We start from the raw sequence: 16,335 nt of genomic DNA, 5'->3' as shown, positions 1-16,335 counted from the left end.
ATGAGCGACCTGACCAAACTGACCCTGAAGGGCGCCGTCGACGGGCTGAAGGCCAAGGACTTCACCTCGGCCGAGATCACCCAGGCCTTCCTGACCACGATCGAAGCCGCCAATCCGACCCTGAACGCCTACGTCGAGGTGACGGCGGACAAGGCGATGGACATGGCGCGTGCGTCGGACGCCCGCATCGCCTCCGGCCAGGGCGGGGCGCTGGAAGGCGCGCCGCTGGGGATTAAGGACCTGTTCTGCACCGAGGGCGTCCAGACCACGGCCGGCTCCAACATGCTGCGCGGCTTCGTGCCGCCGTATGAATCTACCGTCACCGCCAATCTGTGGCGCGACGGGGCGGTCATGCTGGGCAAGCTGAACATGGACGAGTTCGCCATGGGCTCGTCCAACGAGACCTCGGCCTTCGGTCCGGTCAAGAACCCGTGGAAGTCGACCGGCTCCAACGCCGATCTGACGCCGGGCGGGTCTTCCGGCGGTTCGGCCTCGGCCGTCGCCGCCGACCTCTGCCTGGCCGCCACCGCCTCCGACACCGGCGGCTCGATCCGCCAGCCCGCCGCCTTCACCGGCACGGTCGGGATCAAGCCCACCTATGGCCGCGCCAGCCGCTTCGGCATGGTGGCCTTCGCCTCATCGCTGGACCAGGCCGGCCCCATCACCAAGACGGTCGAGGATGCGGCCCTGCTGCTGCAATCCATGTGCTCGTTCGACGCCAAAGACTCCACCAGCCTCGACATCCCGACGCCCGACTGGACCCAGTCGGTCGGCCAGTCGGTCAAGGGCCTGCGCATCGGCGTGCCGCGCGAATATGTGGTGGACGGCATGTCCGCCGAGATTCAGTCCCTGTGGGACCAGGGCGTGGCCTGGCTGAAGGACGCCGGCTGCGAGATCGTGGACATCAGCCTGCCGCACACCAAATACGCCCTGCCGACCTACTATATCGTCGCGCCGGCCGAGGCCTCGTCCAACCTGGCCCGTTATGACGGCATGCGGTTCGGGCACCGGGCGGATGACTTCAAGTCGCTTGACGACCTCTACGCCGCCTCGCGCGCGGAAGGGTTCGGCAAGGAGGTCCAGCGTCGCCTGACCATCGGCGCCTATGTGCTGTCGGCCGGCTTCTACGACGCCTACTACGTCAAGGCGCTGAAGGTCCGTCGCCGCATCGCCGAGGACTTCGACAATGTCTGGGGCCGGGTGGACGCCATCCTGACCCCCTCGACCCCGTCGGCCGCCTTCGCCCTGGGGGACAAGCAGATCGATCCCCTGACCATGTATCTGAACGACGTCTTCACGGTGACGACCAACCTGGCCGGCCTGCCGGGCATTTCGGTCCCCGCCGGCGTCGATTCCAACGGTCTGCCCCTCGGCCTCCAGGTCATCGGCAAGGCCCTGGACGAGGCCACGGTCTTCCAGGTCGGCGCGGCGCTGGAACGGGCGGCGGGCTTCACGGCCAAGCCGGGCCAGTGGTGGTGAACTGATCTTCCCCCTCTCGCGGAGAGAGAGGGAGGGGCCGGTGATCAGGCCGGCCCCTGATGTCTTCAGGCTTCCGGCAGCGCCTTCAGGTCGGCGTCAATGGCCGCGATCTTCTCGTCGGTGATGGCTCCCTGGGAGTAGGGGGCGACCTGGCGCAGGGTCATGCCCTTGAACTGGCCGTAGGCGGGATGCTTGTCCATGCCGGGCAGGTGCTTTTCCAGCACGGCCTTGGTCGCCGGATCGTTCACCAGGGCCTCGATCGGGCTGTCGATGGTCGGATGGGCGTGATGCTCGGCATGAGCATGGTCTTGGGCCGGGGCCGGAGCCGGCGCGGTCTGCGCCGAGGCGGCGCCGATCAGCAGCAGGGAGGCCGCAGCGGCGGCGAACAGGGTCTTGGACATGGGATTCTCCATTGAGGCGACCGAAGTTGAGCGCGATTTCGCGACACCCTCAAGACAGCCTCTTTCTCGCCGCCGCCTAGGGCGCTAGGACGACCCCATGACCGACACTGTTCCGAACCCGAAAACCATCAAGGGCCGCACCGGCGATTGGGAAATCGTCATGGGGCTGGAGATCCACGCCCAGGTGGCCTCCAAGGCCAAGCTCTTCTCCGGCGCCGCCGTCGGCTTCGGCGCGGGGCCGAACGAACAGGTCTCGCTGGTGGACGCCGGCTTCCCCGGCATGCTGCCGACCCTGAACAAGCACTGCGTCGAACAGGCGGTGAAGACCGGTCTGGGCCTGCGTGCGCAGATCAACAAGCGCAGCCAGTTCGACCGCAAGAACTACTTCTACCCCGACCTGCCGACGGGCTATCAGATCAGCCAGCTCTATTACCCCATCGTCGGCGAAGGCGTGGTCGAGGTGGAGGCCGAGGACGGCAGCTTCTTCAACGTCGGCATCGAGCGGCTGCACCTTGAGCAGGATGCGGGCAAGCTGATCCACGACCTGTCGCCGACCGAGAGCTATGTCGACCTGAACCGGGCCGGCACGGCCCTGATGGAGATCGTCTCGCGGCCTGACCTGCGCACGCCGGAAGAGGCGGTCGCCTACGTCAAGAAGATCCGGACCATCCTGGTCTATCTAGGCACCTGCGACGGCGACATGGAGAAGGGCAACCTCCGCGCCGACGTGAACGTCTCGGTCTGCCGCGCCGGCAACTATGAGAAGTTCAAGGCCACGGGCGACTTCAGCTTCCTGGGCACGCGCTGCGAGATCAAGAACGTCAACTCGTTCCGCTTCATCTCCCAGGCGATCCAGTACGAGGCGCGCCGCCAGATCGAGATCCTCGAGGACGGCGGTTCGATCATTCAGGAAACCCGCCTGTTCGATCCGGTGAAGGGCGAAACGCGGTCGATGCGCTCCAAGGAAGAGGCGCAGGACTACCGCTACTTCCCCGACCCCGACCTGCTGCCGCTGGACCTGGAAGAGGCCTGGATCGCCGAGATCAAGGCGTCTCTGCCCGAACTGCCGGACGACAAGCGCAAACGTCTGATGAGCCAGTACGGCCTGTCCCAGTACGACGCCATCGTGCTGATCTCGGAACAGGCCAAGGCCGACTATTTCGAGGCCGCCGCTCAGGGTCGCGACGCCAAGCTGGTCGCCAACTGGGTGACGAACGAGGTGTCGGCGCGTCTGGCCGCCGACGGCAAGGACTTCAGCGAGAACCCGCTGCCGGCCGCCCATGTGGCCCAGCTGGTCGAACTGATCGAGACCAACGTCATCTCCTCCAAGATCGCCAAGGAGGTGTTCGACCACGTCTGGAACGGCGAAGGCTCGCCGGCCGAGGTGGTGGAGAAGCACGGCCTGAAGCAGGTGACCGACACCGGCGCCATCGAGAAGGCGATCGACGAGATCATCGCCGCCAATCCGGACAAGGCCGCCGCCGTCGCCGAGAAGCCACAGGCCCTCGGCTGGTTCGTCGGCCAAGTCATGAAGGCCACGGGCGGCAAGGCCAATCCGGCCGCCGTCAACGACATACTGAAGGCCAAGCTGGGGCTTTGACCTCCCGGCCCCGCCCCCGTTTGACGAAACCTCTGAAAAAGGCCCGGAGATCGCTCTCCGGGCCTTCTTCATTCGGACGGCGTCTTCAGGCCCGTGTCGGATCAATAGACGTTCGAAAGGACGCTGGCGATCAGACCCGTCGCGACGGCGACCAGCAGAATGTCGCTGCCGGCATGGACGTAGCGATAGCCGTGCGGCGCCGGACGCAGGCCGTAGAAATAGGGGTCGCGAACATAGTAGGTCCGATACTGGGGCGGCAGATAGGCGCCGGTCCGCCACCGATAGCCGTAGTGGCGCGGCTCGACGCGGTAGTAGCCGTAGCTGGGGGCGTACCAGTAGCCCGACCGAGGCCCGTTGTAGCCGCGGAACTCGGACCGACCTCGCCACCAGTCGCGATTGTTGCGGTCCCAGCGGTCGTTACGCCAGTCGCGACGATCATCCCGGCGTTCGACGCGATAATCGCGGCGGTCATCGCGGCGATCGTGGCGGTATTCCTGGCGATCCCGGTATTCGCCCTGACGCCAGTCACGTCGATCGTCGCGGCGTTCGTTGCGATAGTCGCGGCGGTCGTCCCGGCGGTCCTGGCGATATTCGCGCCGGTCGTCGCGGCTCTGCGCCTGGGCCATCATCGGAACGGCGGTAGCGGAGAGGGCGAGGGCGACGACGGCGGCCTTGGTGAGGCGTTTCATCAGCGTGCTCCAATCTGGGCCTTCCGCCGAGAGGACGAAAGCACCCGTTAATGACGTCAAAGTCCGGCTTTGCGTCTGAACGCCTCCTGAATGACCGTGTCAGGATTAATCGACGGACGTTGCGCAGGCGAGGCCGCCGACCCAGATGTCCGCAAGGCTCAATGGAGATCGTCTAATGAACGCGCCGATCCAGCTCTGGTACTGGCCCACACCCAATGGGTGGAAGGTCTCCATCGCGCTGGAGGAGATGGGCCTGGCCTATGAGGTCAGGCCGGTGAACATCGGCGTCGGCGAACAGTTCGAGCCGGCTTTCCAGGCGATCAGCCCCAACGGTCGGATGCCGGCCATCGTCGATCCGGACGGACCCGACGGCGCGCCCATCTCGATCTTTGAATCCGGCGCCATCCTCCAGTACCTGGGAAACAAGTCGGGCCTCTTCTATCCGACCGACATGCGGGCGCGGGTAGAGGTCGATCAATGGCTGTTCTGGCAGGTCGGCGGCCTCGGGCCGATGGCCGGACAGACCCACCATTTCCGCCAATATGCTCCGGCCATGATCAAGGATCAGCGCCAGATCGCCTACGGCGTCCGGCGCTATACGAACGAGACCCATCGTCTCTATGGCGTCATGGATCGCCGCCTGCGGGATCGAGACTATCTCGCCGGAGACTATTCCATCGCCGACATGGCCGCCTGGCCCTGGATACTGCCCAGTCTGCAAGGTCAGGATCTGGCCGAGTTCCCCCGTCTGGCGGCGTGGCTTGAGCGGGTCGGCGCCCGGCCGGCTGTCAGGGCGGGCCGAGCGCTTCTGGAAGACCGGCGCGGAAACGCCGGCGGGTCAGGAAAAGCGGCCGAAGCGGCGCGGGCCATCCTCTTCGGCCAGCGGGCGCGCACCGCGTAAACGACAGGTTTCCGAACGATTTCGGATTTACGAATCGAATCTGGAGTATTCATTCTCGCTTTACTGAAAAGTCCTGCGTGGGCTTTCGGCGTTAACTTTAACTTCAAACCAGCGGTATTTGATGCGTCATCAGAGACGGACCCAGAAGGGCGTTCGTTCAGGAGATGTGGTGATGCAAGCGCAAGAAATGGCGCACGACCTGGCGGCCGGCGCGCAGACGGATGAACTGCCCCTGCCGACCGCCGACATGTCGGGCGACGAGCTGTTCAAGCTGGGCATGATGTATTCGGCCGGATCGGGCGGCTGTCCGATGGACCGGGTCTCGGCCCATATGATCTTCAACCTGGCGGCCATGAAGGGTTCGATCGAGGCGCGCGTTTACCGCCGCGAGATGAGCCAGGAGATGGATCGCGAAGAGATCGCCGAGGCCCAGAAGGCGGCGCGCCGTTACATCGACACCGGCGTGGTTCGTCTGGTCGCCTGATGGCAGAGACGGTTACGCCTCAGAAGCTGGCGTAACCCGCGCCGTTCGAGCCGTTGATCGAATAGCTGAAGCCGATCGGCATGGCGGCGCGCACCTGGGTGAAGAAGGCGGCGAGTTCGCCAAGGGTCGAACGCGGCACGAAGATGATGTCGCCGCGCCTCAGGGCGACGACCTCGCCCCGCCGGGGACGCAGATCGATCACCCGCATCATGCGCGCGCCGCCAGGGCCGCGCCGGATCAGGGCCGCCCGTTCCGCCTTGCCTGTGGGCAGCAGGCCGCCTGCCTGAATGACGGCCTGGTGCGCGTCCAGGTCTCCGACCATTTCGATCACCCCCCGGCGTGCGGACCTCGCCATCCACCCAGACCCGAATGGGCCCGGCCTGGCGCAGGGTCACCTCCACCGTCGGGCGCAGCAGTTGCGACCCATAGGCCGCAGACACCGCCTGTTCCAGCTCAGAGAGACTCCGATCCGCCGCCATGACCTGACCGATCAGGGGCAGGGCGACGCGGCCGTCCGGTCCGACCTTCAGCGTTCGCGTCAGTTCGGCGGCGGTGGGCAGGGCCACCTCGATCTCATCGCCGGGATAAAGCAGATATTCTGGCTCTTCGTCGGTCCAGTCGGCGAAGGGGATGTTGGGAAAATCCCCGCGGCTGGAAGGCTGGATCCTTTGCGCGCGGTCGCTGGGGCGGGGCATTCGGCCCGCAGCCCCGCCGCCGCATGCCGCCAGGGTGGCGGCGGCCGATCCGAGGGCCAGCAGGAACAGTCGGCGATCTGACGTCATGGAATCGGTTGGTCCGCCGGGAAAGAGGATGGATCACAGCCTCGCCCCTTATGGGTAACCGATGGTTAACGCCGGTCAGCGAAAGGTGACGTCGATCAAGAGTTTCCTGGATTCGCTCGCCATGCGTTCGACGGCCTATGTCACGACTCGACCGCGCTACGGCGTGCTGGACGTCGTCGGCCTGCTGTTCCGCGAACTGCTCTTGATGGTCGTCGTCTTCCTGCTGATCTTCGCCCTGGGAGCCGCCGCCGTCTTCACCTTGAAGAAGACCTATACGGCCCAGGGCGCCGTCTTCGCAGGCGTCGGCCAGGAATATGTCTATCAACCCCGTGTGGGCACGGCCGAACGGGGGCAGGCGCCGCAGGGCGACGAGGTGGCGAACTCCGAAGCGGCCATCCTCAGTTCGGGCCAGGTGCGCCAGCGCGTCATCGACGCCTTGGGCCCCCAGGTCATTTTGGGCAGGGCGCCCAAGGGCGCGCCGGAAAAGTCGAAGGCGGCGGCCAGCAAGGTGCTGGGCTCCAGCCTGCACGTCGCGACGGCGCCGGGCAGCGCGGTCATCCGCGTCAGCTACAAGGCGGATGATCCTCAGCAGGCGGCTCGCATCCTGAACAGCGTGATCGATCAGTATCTGGCCTATCGTCGCGAAGTCTTTCAGGACAAGACCCCGGCCATCGCCAGCCAGCGCCTTGCGTTTGAAGAGGATTTGAACGCTGCGGACCGGGCCTATGAGCAGTTTCTGACGTCGAACGACATCGGCGACTTCGCCGCCGCAAAGGCCACCTTGGCGGCGACCTATCAGACCACCTTCGCCGACCGGATGGCGACGCAGAGCCAGTTGAACCAGACCAGCCAGAGGCTGAGCACCTTGGTGGCGCAGCAGGCCAATACGCCGGCCGAGGTCGCCCTGCAGCAGGATCTGAACATCTCGGCCCAGGATCAGGTGCTGCAACTGCGCACAGAACGTCAGCAGCTGCTGTCGCGCTATCAACCCGACGCCCAGCCGGTGAAGGACATCGAGGCGCGGATCGCCCAGCTGCAAGCCTATGTCGCCAGCGGGACGGCGGTCGGGCCTAAGGAGGTTCGCACCGGACCCAACCCCGTCTGGACCGAGCTGGAGACGACCCGAATCAACACCCAGGCCGACCGCGACGCCCTGGCGGCCCGGTTGGCGGCCCTGGATCGGCAGCTCTCGGACATCCGGTCGCGGCAGGCGCGGCTGACGGCTCTGGAGTCCGAGAATGCGACCCTGGCGGGCAATCGCGAGGTCCTGACCGCCAATATCCGCGAGTTCCAGCAGCGCGAAAGCCAGAGCCGAGCGGACAACGCCCTGGTGGCGGCCGGCGCCGACAACGTCACCGTCATCGAGCGGGCCCAGCCGCCGGCGACGGGCAAGAGCCTGAAGGCGCCGGCCCTGGCCGCCGTCTTCCTGTTCGCCGCCTTCACCGCCCTGTGCATCGGCCTGCTGAGGATTTTCACGCGGCGGGGATTTTCGACGCCCGACTCGGTGCGCCGTACTCTGGACGTGCCGGTCCTGGCGGTCGCCCCCGCCAAGGCGCACTAGGTCGGTGGGGCTTGGGCGGGCGGCCATGATACTGTGGCGCGTGGTGGAGCGCGCGTAGCGATTCGATGGTCGATCTGACGTCCGAAATGGCCGGTCTGTGGGCGGCGCTGGGGCCGGCCCCGGCGCATCGCGCCCGGGTGATCCAGTTCGCCGCCGCCACGACCGGCGAAGGCGTCTCGACGGTCACGCGCGAATACGCCCGGCTGGCCGCCGTGCGGGCGCGAAAGCCGGTCTGGTTGGTGGACGGCGATCTGGCGCAGCAAGGGCAGCTTGAAGCCATCGCCGCCGAACCGGACCGGTTCGGGCAGCTAGGCAAGCCGGCCCAGGCCTCGCCCGACGGCTCCAGCTTCTTCGCGGTCACGCCGGCGCCGACGGGGCGGGACGGCAAGCCGGTTCCGCCGGCGCGCCTGCTGACCGCGCGGCCCTGCCTGGGCGGACGGCTGTGGACGACGCGGTTTCACATGGAGGCCCTGCGCTCGGGGCACCGCATCGAGGCGGTGGGAGAGCCGCGCTACTGGGACGCCCTGAGGCCGCACGCCGACACCATCGTCATCGACAGCCCGGCGGCGGACCGCAACGACATGGCGATCATCCTGGCGCCCTTCGTCGACATGACGGTTCTGGTGGTCGCGGCCGGCGGGGCGAGCGCGAGCGCCCCGATGATCCTGCGCGACGAGATCGAGGCTGTCGGCGGTCGTATCGCCGGGGTGGTCATGAACCGTTCGACCTATAAGCCGCCAAAATTCCTGTCCCGGCTGGCGGGCTAAGCGGCTTTGCGAAGCATGGCCGCGCCGTAGAGCTTTGGCTCGAACCCTTTTGTCCAGAAGACCTTGCCCAGGCCGCGCGCCATGCGGTCCAGGGTCTCGGCGCGGGCGGGGCGGCGGAGCAGGGCGAGGATCAGGGAGGCGAGGCCCCAGACGGCGGTTTGGGCGGCGCCGATCAGCATCCAGCGGGCGACGTCGGGCCAGTCGCGGCGGGCGGCGGCCATCTGGCTGGGGCTCTGGCCATAGGCGAAGGCGCGCAGCAGGGCGTAGTTCAGGGTGGCGCGGTCGGGGGGCGCGAACTCGTCCACCCAGGCGTCGGCGGCCCAGCCGAACCGGCCGCCGCGCGCCTGCAGGGCGGTGAACAGGCGGTCGTCCTCGCCTCCGGTCTCGTTCATGGCCGTGTCAAAAGGGGCGTCGCCGGGCAGGGCCGTGGCGCGGACCATCAGGCTGTTGCCGCACCCGTGGATCTGGTCGGTCAGGCCGGTCTCAGCCGGGCCGTCGCGGCCAAAGAACCGCTCCAGATAGGCGGTGGTCCAACCCGTGCCCTCGGGCACGCGGCCCCGGATCGGGCCGAACAGGACGTCGGCCCCGGTCTGGGCCTGGGCCTGCAACAGGGCGGCCAGCCAGCCGCGGGAGGCAGCCTCGTCGTCGTCGAGAAAGGCGATCAAGGGGGCGTCGGTGGCGGCCAGACCGACATTGCGGGCGGTGGCGACGCCGGGGACGGGGGCGTGGGCGTAGATCAAGGGAACCGGCGCCTCGGCTCGCAGCCGCTCCACCACCGCCGAGGCCGAACCGTCGGGATCATTGTCGGCGACGACCACGGCGGCGATCCGGTCCAGCGACCCGACCTGAGCAAAGACCGAGCGCAGGGCCCGCTCCAGCATGACCGGCCGACGCAGGGTGGGAATGACGACGGCGACATTCCGCATCAGATCGCGTCCGCATAGACGGCCGCGCGGTACAGGCGAAGGGCGAAGGCGCGGGTGCGGGTCGGCAACAGGGGCGACAGGGCGGCGCCCCTAGCTAGGCGACGGATCAGGGGCAGGGACGGCAGGCGCTTCAGGGCGCGGGCGGCCTTGTAGCTGGGGTAGGTCTGGACGATCTCGGGGTGCAGGGCGACGACGCGGGCGAAGTTGCCGGCGCCCTGGTCGAACTTGCGCGCCAGGTCCGGCACCGTGTCCAGGCCCATATGGGTGGCGGGATTGTCGATGTGGACCACCTGGAACCGGCGGGCGACCCGCATGGCCCATTCGACGTCCTCCCACCCCCAGCCGGTGAAGCCGGGGTCAAAGGATTCGACGGCGAAGACGTCGCGACGCACCAAAAGATTGGAGGTGTAGACGTATTTCTCGGGCATCCTGGCGCGCTGGGCGGCGCGAACGCACTCGCTGGCGCCGGACAGGGCGCGGTGGACGGCGAAGCGACGGTCGCGCGGCGCCTGCTTCAGCGAAAAGCCGCCGAAGGCCACGGCCGGATCGTCGCGCGCGATCAGCTCGATCCAGGTCTGGAGAAAGTGGGGGCTGTCAGGCTTCATGTCGCTGTCGAGGAACAGCCAGGAGCCGGCGCGGGCGGCGATGGTCAGCCGGTTGCGCCCCCGCGCCCGGCCTTCGTTGGCGGACAGGGTGACGAGGCGGGCGGGCAGGGCCAGGGCGTCCAGCGCCGCCTTCAGCCGGGCGGTCAGGGCGGCGTCGCCCGTGCCGTCGTCCAGCAGGATCAGCTCGACCCGGCCGGCGACGGCGGCGCCTTCCGTATCCAGCCGGCGCAGCAGGGGTTCGGGATCGTCGCGCAGGAAGGGGATCAGGACCGACAGCTCGGGCCGGGCGCCGACCCAGCCGGAGTTGTCGTGGATATCGGCGCGGGAGCCGCTCATGCCGTCGCGCTCCGTCGGGCCTTGATCAGTCGGTTCAGCACGTCGCGCACCCCTGCGGCGTTCAGCGTCAGCGCCAGGGCCGCATAGACCAGTCCGCCGACGCTCGCGTCCAGCATCAGTTCGATGAAACCGCCCAGCGGCGGAAGGCGCCAGACCACCTGGGCCATGCCTGTCGAGGCCAGGCCGCAACGGACCAGGGCCTCCCACGGAATGGGCAGGGCGATGGCGCGGCGGCTTATGAGCAGACAGGCGACCAGGCCTATGGCGAAACTGAGGGCCGTGGCGACGGCGGCGCCCAGCACGCCCAGCCGGGGGATCAGCACGAGGTTCAGGACGACGTTGGCGACGGCGGGGACGGCCATGGTGACCAGCAGCAGGCCGGTCTTCTTGCCCAGGGTGAAGCCGAAGCCGAAATAATAGGTGACAATGCCGGACAGAAAGGCCGAGGCCGCAATCCAGGGGGTGACCAGGGCGGCGGCGACGCGCAGCTCGGGCCCGATCATCAGCTCGGCCAGGGGGCGGGCTACCAAGGCCAGGCCGACGGCGGCGGGCAGGCCGATCAGGATCAGGGTCGAACCCTGTTCCAGGGCCGTCTGGCGCAGGGCCTCGCGACCGCCGCGCTCCAGGGCCATGACCATGGCCGGGGCGCCGGCCGCGCCCAGCCAGATGAACATCACGTCCAGGGTGCGGTTCGCCAGGCTGTAGCTGGCGTGATAGGCGCCGACCGCCGCCGCATCCAGGAAGGCCGCCAACAGGAACCGGTCGGTTGAGGCCAGGACCAGGGCCAGGGTCAGCGACGCCGCGATGGGATAGCCGTAGGCGGCGTAGGCCTTCAGCCGCGCACGATCCACGGTTCCGCCGGCCGACTGGCGCAGTTCGCCCGGCAGGATGAAGGGCAGGGCGAACAGGGGGGCGATCATCAGCCCCAGCATGGGAGAGGCGGCGCCCGCGCCGGCCAGGGCGAACCCGGCCCCGACCAGAAAGCCCAGGACGGCGACGGCCATGTCGACGGTTGCGGCCTTGGACACCTCGCCGGCCGCGCGATACCGCTCCTGCGCCAGCTTGGCCAGGTTGCGAATGGGCGCTCCGGCCAAGCCGAAGGCCAGGGCCAGTTTGAAGGCCGGGCTTAGGGGCAGAAGCCAGACGACGAGGGCGGCGACGGGCGTGAAGACGGCGATGACGGCGAAGGAGGTGCGGTACAGGCTGGCGAAATGGGTCGCCAGGCCGCCCGGCGTGCGCTCGGCCGCCCAGAAGCGGGCCATGGCCGCCTCCAGCCAGCTGAAGCTGACGGTATGGGCCAAACTGATGACAGAAAAGGCCAGGGCGTAGCGGCCGAAATCCTCGGGGCTGAGCAGGCGGGTGAAGACGACGATGGTCAGGAAGCCGACCACGCCCTGAACGATCTGGGCCGGCAGATAGCCCCAGACGCCGCGCCAGAACATGCGTTTCTCGCTCACCTGACGGCGGTCCGGTCGCCCAGCAGAACGGGCACGGTGATCAGCAGGATCCACAGGTCCAGCCAGAAGGACTGGCGCTGGATATAGTCGATGTCCAGCTCGACTCTGCGGCGCACCTCGGCCTCGGTGTGGACCGGGCCGCGCGAGCCTTTGACGGCGGCCCAGCCGGTGATGCCGGGCTTGATGCGGTGACGGTGGGCGTATTCGGCCACCATGAGGGCGGATTCGGTCTCGCCGGTCTTCATGCCGATGGCGTGGGGCCGGGGACCGACCAGAGACATTTCGCCGGACATGACGTTGAAGATCTGGGGCAGCTCATCCAGGCTGGTGGCGCGGATGAAGCGGCCGACGCGGGTGACGCGGTCGTCGTCGACGGCCACCTGGCGGCTTGCGGTGGCGTCGGCGGCGGCATGGCGCATCGAGCGGAACTTCCACACTACGATGGCCTCCTGGTTGAAGCCGTGTCGCCGCTGGCGGAAGAAGATCGGCCCAGGACTGTCCAGACGCACCGCCAGGGCGATCAGCATCATCAGAGGCGCCGAGGCGATCAGGGCCAGGCCGCCGATCGCCAGGTCCTGAAGCCGTTTGACGAAGGCCCTGCGCTCGTCGCTGGGCGTGTTGCCGAGCGGCGCCAGGCGGCCCCCGGCCAGCCGCTTCAGCGCATCGTCGCGGCCGGCTTCGGAATCGACCAGGATGGCCAAGGGCGTGGGCAGGGTCTCCAGCCGACGGGCCAAGTCGCGCCCGCGCGGCCCGGCCTCAGGGTCGATGGCCAGTACGATATGATCGACATAGGGCAGCATCCGGTGGCTCAGCAGGGCGTCGGCCCGGCCCAGCACGGGCACTCCGGCCAGCCGGCTGGGCGAACGCGCCAGCCGATCGTCGAACACGCCCAGGACGTTCAGGTCCCGCCGCTCCAGCGCGCGTTCGATCAGGGCCTGGGCGTTTCGTGTGGCTCCCACTATGACGATGTTGGGCGACAGGGCGCCCTGGCGGCGCCAGCGCCCGACCAGGATCAGCCACAGACCGTGCAGACCGGTCAGGGCCGCCGCCGCCGTCAGGCCCCAGGGGAGGACCGGACCCAGGCCGTCGCCTTGCAGCGCCCAGCCCACAGTCACGGCGGCCGCAATCGCCAGGCCCAGGGCCGCGAGCACCGCCGCCAGATGGACCAGGGGCGACCGCTCCGGCTCGAATCGATACAGGTCCAGGCCCCGCAGCAGGGCCAGAACCGCCGTCACTCCGACGGCGAGGGGCAGGACAGCGCCGACCGGCAGGGTTCGCAGATCGATCGACTCCAGCGCCCACAGGACGAGCGCCGCCAGGCCGACGGCGACCGTCACGTCGAGGGCCCGAAACCAGTGGGCGGCCAGGCGCACGCTGGAGCGACGGCGCGCGTTCAGCCAGACCTCGGGCCGGAACGGACCCCGCTGGGCGCGCGCCTCGCCCGCGTCGCCCGGCGGCGTCGCGGCGGCGGTCGCGGCGAGAGAGGAGGCGCAGTCAGGCATGGATATCCGTGGCGTCGTACAGTCGCCACCCTGCACGCTCGGCCCTCTATGTGACGTTAACATCGTCGTTTCGCGCGAAGCGGATTGCACGACGCATCAGGCTCCGCTATCGAGCCCTTCGCTGGAGACGTGGCCGAGTGGCTGAAGGCAACGGTTTGCTAAATCGTCGTACCCCGTAAGGGGTACCGAGGGTTCGAATCCCTCCGTCTCCGCCAGCTATCCCTCGAAAAATCAGTGACTTAAGCCCTACGGGGCCGAGTGTGCCAAGAATTCTGTGCCGAAAGGCCGGGTTTTGGCACACTTGGCACACTTTTTCGGGCTGTTCCGGTTGGTCCCCGAAAGTGTGTCAGCGCGATTTTCGTAAACGAAATCAGCCTCCCGGCACACTTGGCACACTTTTCAAATGGCCGCTTGGCACACATAGTTGCTGTCAACGCAGGGATTGGGAGGATGGGATGGTGATTCCGGCAGTAGCGGCTTTGTTGATCGGGGGATCGCAGGTCATCGGCGAGCCGACTGGAAAGACCCCGGTAGAGATAGTGCATCACGGCGACGATGTTGGCGGTCAAAGGCTCGCCTACCTCTTGAGAGATCGCTTCCGCGCGTCAGCGTCCTTTGAGGTCAATGCCGCGAACGCTATCTACCGTGTCGTCATCACGAGCATGGACACAACCCAGATCACCGCCGGTCCCTCGACGACCTACGCGGTAGTTCTGACAGCCGCCCAAAACGGAGAGGGCTTCGGCTACCCGGAAGCTTACATTACGAGCGCAGTCTACTCCTGTCCCGTAAGGCAACTCTCGGAGTGCGCCCAGACAGTCTATGTTGATGCCGCGACGGAACTGGAACTCGCAGCGAAGGAGTATAGGGACGCTGCAAACGAGGCCATCGAGCGGATGTATCGGGATGCTGTCCCCGGTCAGTAAGCTGTCAGGGCCAGTCTTTTGGTGGCTTGGTGGCGATTGCTGCGTGGTGTCTCCTAAGTTCGATGTTCTTCACTCCACGCCCCTTTCCGAGGGTTATACGCAGTCCCGTGATCTCCATGACATCGGGAAGCCTGATGGGGATTGGGCCTTGTCCGTCGTAATAAGACGCGCTTCCCCAAAGGCGTGCCTTCTCCGCGCCATCCATGACGCCCGTGTCGTCATGGTAGGTTCTGGGACCATCTGGTCGAGCGGGGTCGCGGATTAGTTTGACCCATTGGTCGGGCAGCGTTGTCTCTTGACGTGACCCCCTGAAACTCCTCCAGGAATAGCTAGAGTCCGCCCAACGAAGGACGGACAGAATGAAGCGATCGAGGTTCACGGAAGAGCAGATCATCGGGATCCTGCGGGAGCAGGAGGCCGGTGTAGCGACGGCGGAGGTGTGCCGACGCCACGGGGTCAGCTCGGCGACCTTTTACAAATGGAAGGCCAAGTTTGGCGGGCTCGACGTGTCGGAGGCTCGGCGGCTCAAGGCGCTCGAGGATGAGAACGCCCGGCTGAAGCGGATGCTGGCGGACGCGATGCTGGACAACGTGGCCCTGAAGGACCTGCTGGGAAAAAAGTGGTGACGCCCGCCGGCTATCGCGAGGCGGCTGGCCATCTGCAGGCCGCCTACGAGATGAGCGAAAGGCGGGCGTGCCGTGTTCTGGGCGTCGATCGGACGAGCGTGCGCTATCAGGCGACGCGCCCGGACGACGGCGCTCTGCGCGACCGGCTGAAGGCCCTGGCCCAGGAACGTCGACGGTTCGGCTATCGTCGCCTGCACGTGCTGCTGCGGCGCGAGGGCCATGCGGTCAACAGGAAACGGGTCCAGCGGATCTATCGCGACGAGCAACTGACGGTGCGCCGGCGCGGCGGCCGGAAGCGAGCGATGGGCACGCGGCGACCGCTGGACCTGCCGCTGGCGCCCAACCAGCGCTGGTCGCTGGACTTCGTCGCAGACCAGCTGACGGACGGGCGGCGCTTCCGCATCCTGACGGTGATCGATAACTGTACGCGCGAGTGCCTGGCGCTGGTGGCCGACACCTCGCTGTCGGGCGCGCGGGTCGTGCGGGAGTTGGACGCCGTCATCCGGCAGCGAGGGCGGCCCGACACCATCGTCAGCGACAACGGCACGGAGTACACCTCGAACGCGGTCCTGGCCTGGGCCGACGACACCGGCGTCGGCTGGCACTACATCGCGCCGGGCAAGCCCCAGCAGAACGGCTTCAACGAAAGCTTCAACGGGCGGCTGCGTGACGAGCTGCTGAACGAGACGCTGTTCCGCTCGCTGCCGCACGCTCGCGCCGTGCTGGAGGCGTGGCGACGCGATTACAACGAGCAGCGTCCGCACTCGAAGCTCGGGTGGCTGACGCCGCAGGCTTATGCAGAAGCGCTCACCGGACACATCGGCCGGCCTGCTGCGCTGGTTGATGGCTGCGCAGACCGGCCTCTTGCCAACCCAGCCGATCACAGCTCAGATCAACCTAGGACTCTCGTTATGGCTGGATGAGAAACGGGGGTCACGTCAGAGGCAAAAGCGCGTGGGAAGAAAAGCGCTAAGCTGCCAAATGCAGTCAGGGAGAAGCAGTATTTCGAAATCCTGGGAGGGCGTTTGACCGAACCCGCAACTCTCAAGGTATTTCTGGACGAACGGTTGCCTTTGGCGGCCTGACTGACTGCGTCCGCCACAGGCAAGCCGTCAAGCTAAAGTATATTAGGAAGAGGCGGGGGGCGCGGTAGCGCGATCATCGACCACAGATGATATGACGCCAATCAGCCAGCCAATGCTAAGATGCTTGTGGTTGTCCGATCAACTGATACAAACGCTTCCCTCACCCGCTACATTCCGCTTTCGTTATCTAACTGATTTTGAAGGAAAT

Annotated in this window: 15 protein-coding genes, 1 tRNA gene and 1 pseudogene; 9 read left to right on the top strand and 8 right to left on the bottom strand. The window is 67.2% G+C overall.

Translation table 11 applies throughout. The features are described from left to right. Positions 1–1,479, top strand: a complete 1,479-nt coding sequence (gene gatA, locus JL11_RS13520) for an Asp-tRNA(Asn)/Glu-tRNA(Gln) amidotransferase subunit GatA (protein WP_054766108.1) — start codon at positions 1–3, stop codon at positions 1,477–1,479. A gap of 65 nt (positions 1,480–1,544) precedes the next feature. Here gatA and JL11_RS13515 read toward each other — a convergent pair whose 3' ends face one another. Continuing rightward, positions 1,545–1,880, bottom strand: a complete 336-nt coding sequence (locus tag JL11_RS13515; RefSeq protein WP_227975967.1) for a hypothetical protein — start codon at positions 1,878–1,880, stop codon at positions 1,545–1,547. A gap of 97 nt (positions 1,881–1,977) precedes the next feature. On the opposite strand from JL11_RS13515, the gene gatB reads away from it, so the two are divergent. Further along, positions 1,978–3,480, top strand: coding sequence for an Asp-tRNA(Asn)/Glu-tRNA(Gln) amidotransferase subunit GatB (gatB, locus tag JL11_RS13510; RefSeq protein ID WP_054766106.1), 1,503 nt, complete (start codon positions 1,978–1,980; stop codon positions 3,478–3,480). 101 nt (positions 3,481–3,581) lie between these two features. Here gatB and JL11_RS13505 read toward each other — a convergent pair whose 3' ends face one another. Beyond that, on the bottom strand, positions 3,582–4,169 hold the full coding sequence (locus JL11_RS13505; protein WP_054766105.1) for an RcnB family protein: 588 nt from the start codon (positions 4,167–4,169) through the stop codon (positions 3,582–3,584). A gap of 175 nt (positions 4,170–4,344) precedes the next feature. Here JL11_RS13505 and JL11_RS13500 point away from each other — a divergent pair, with 175 nt between their 5' ends. Beyond that, a complete protein-coding gene (locus JL11_RS13500; RefSeq protein ID WP_054766104.1) occupies positions 4,345–5,070 on the top strand; it encodes a glutathione S-transferase N-terminal domain-containing protein in 726 nt (241 codons plus the stop codon). Positions 5,071–5,242: 172 nt separating this feature from the next. Then, positions 5,243–5,554, top strand: a complete 312-nt coding sequence (locus JL11_RS13495; RefSeq protein ID WP_152950594.1) for a sel1 repeat family protein — start codon at positions 5,243–5,245, stop codon at positions 5,552–5,554. A 19-nt stretch (positions 5,555–5,573) separates the two neighbouring features. On the opposite strand, the gene JL11_RS18010 is transcribed toward JL11_RS13495, so the two are convergent. Together JL11_RS18010 and JL11_RS18005 are read right to left on the bottom strand one after the other, a co-directional pair. Beyond that, positions 5,574–5,909 (bottom strand): hypothetical protein, encoded by a 336-nt coding sequence (locus JL11_RS18010; protein WP_231681510.1) that lies wholly within the window; start codon positions 5,907–5,909, stop codon positions 5,574–5,576. Positions 5,910–6,000: 91 nt separating this feature from the next. Then, a pseudogene (locus JL11_RS18005) lies at positions 6,001–6,249 on the bottom strand (polysaccharide biosynthesis/export family protein); the annotation flags it as partial. A 208-nt stretch (positions 6,250–6,457) separates the two neighbouring features. On the opposite strand from JL11_RS18005, the gene JL11_RS13485 reads away from it, so the two are divergent. Together JL11_RS13485 and JL11_RS13480 are read left to right on the top strand one after the other, a co-directional pair. Next, positions 6,458–7,897, top strand: coding sequence for a GumC family protein (locus tag JL11_RS13485; protein WP_054766986.1), 1,440 nt, complete (start codon positions 6,458–6,460; stop codon positions 7,895–7,897). A gap of 65 nt (positions 7,898–7,962) precedes the next feature. Continuing rightward, positions 7,963–8,664 carry a hypothetical protein gene (locus JL11_RS13480; RefSeq protein ID WP_054766102.1) on the top strand — a complete coding sequence of 234 codons (702 nt, stop codon included), beginning with the start codon at positions 7,963–7,965 and terminating at the stop codon, positions 8,662–8,664. On the opposite strand, the gene JL11_RS13475 is transcribed toward JL11_RS13480, so the two are convergent. Genes JL11_RS13475 through JL11_RS13460 form a run of 4 tightly spaced genes read right to left on the bottom strand, consistent with a single transcriptional unit; the run spans position 8,661 to position 13,490 of the window. Then, on the bottom strand, positions 8,661–9,590 hold the full coding sequence (locus tag JL11_RS13475) for a glycosyltransferase family 2 protein (RefSeq protein ID WP_054766101.1): 930 nt from the start codon (positions 9,588–9,590) through the stop codon (positions 8,661–8,663). The genes JL11_RS13480 and JL11_RS13475 overlap by 4 nt on opposite strands. Beyond that, entirely contained in the window at positions 9,590–10,531 is a 942-nt protein-coding gene (locus tag JL11_RS13470) for a glycosyltransferase family A protein (RefSeq protein WP_054766100.1), read from the bottom strand. Before JL11_RS13470 ends, JL11_RS13475 begins: the two co-directional genes overlap by 1 nt. After that, a complete protein-coding gene (locus tag JL11_RS13465) occupies positions 10,528–11,973 on the bottom strand; it encodes a lipopolysaccharide biosynthesis protein (protein ID WP_054766099.1) in 1,446 nt (481 codons plus the stop codon). The genes JL11_RS13470 and JL11_RS13465 overlap by 4 nt, the downstream gene beginning before the upstream one ends. Positions 11,974–11,984: 11 nt before the next feature. Beyond that, complete coding sequence (locus JL11_RS13460; protein WP_054766098.1) at positions 11,985–13,490, bottom strand: exopolysaccharide biosynthesis polyprenyl glycosylphosphotransferase; 1,506 nt, start codon at positions 13,488–13,490, stop codon at positions 11,985–11,987. Positions 13,491–13,613: 123 nt separating this feature from the next. Here JL11_RS13460 and JL11_RS13455 point away from each other — a divergent pair. From JL11_RS13455 to JL11_RS13440, 3 genes are all read left to right on the top strand, one after another. Continuing rightward, positions 13,614–13,705: transfer RNA gene (locus JL11_RS13455), tRNA-Ser, on the top strand. Between the two features lie 240 nt (positions 13,706–13,945). Further along, the gene (locus tag JL11_RS13450) at positions 13,946–14,416 is read left to right on the top strand and encodes a hypothetical protein (protein ID WP_054766097.1); all 471 of its coding nucleotides are present in this window, start codon (positions 13,946–13,948) and stop codon (positions 14,414–14,416) included. Between the two features lie 359 nt (positions 14,417–14,775). Further along, positions 14,776–15,965 (top strand): IS3 family transposase gene (locus tag JL11_RS13440; protein WP_165906610.1). Its coding sequence is split into 2 segments (ribosomal slippage): positions 14,776–15,028 and positions 15,028–15,965, totalling 1,191 coding nucleotides; the frame shifts between segments, so codons are not numbered across the junction. Positions 15,966–16,335 lie beyond the last annotated feature (370 nt).

It is taken from the genome of Brevundimonas sp. DS20 (assembly GCF_001310255.1).
Classification (GTDB): domain Bacteria; phylum Pseudomonadota; class Alphaproteobacteria; order Caulobacterales; family Caulobacteraceae; genus Brevundimonas; species Brevundimonas aurantiaca.
This window is presented reverse-complemented; position numbering and strand designations above follow the sequence as displayed.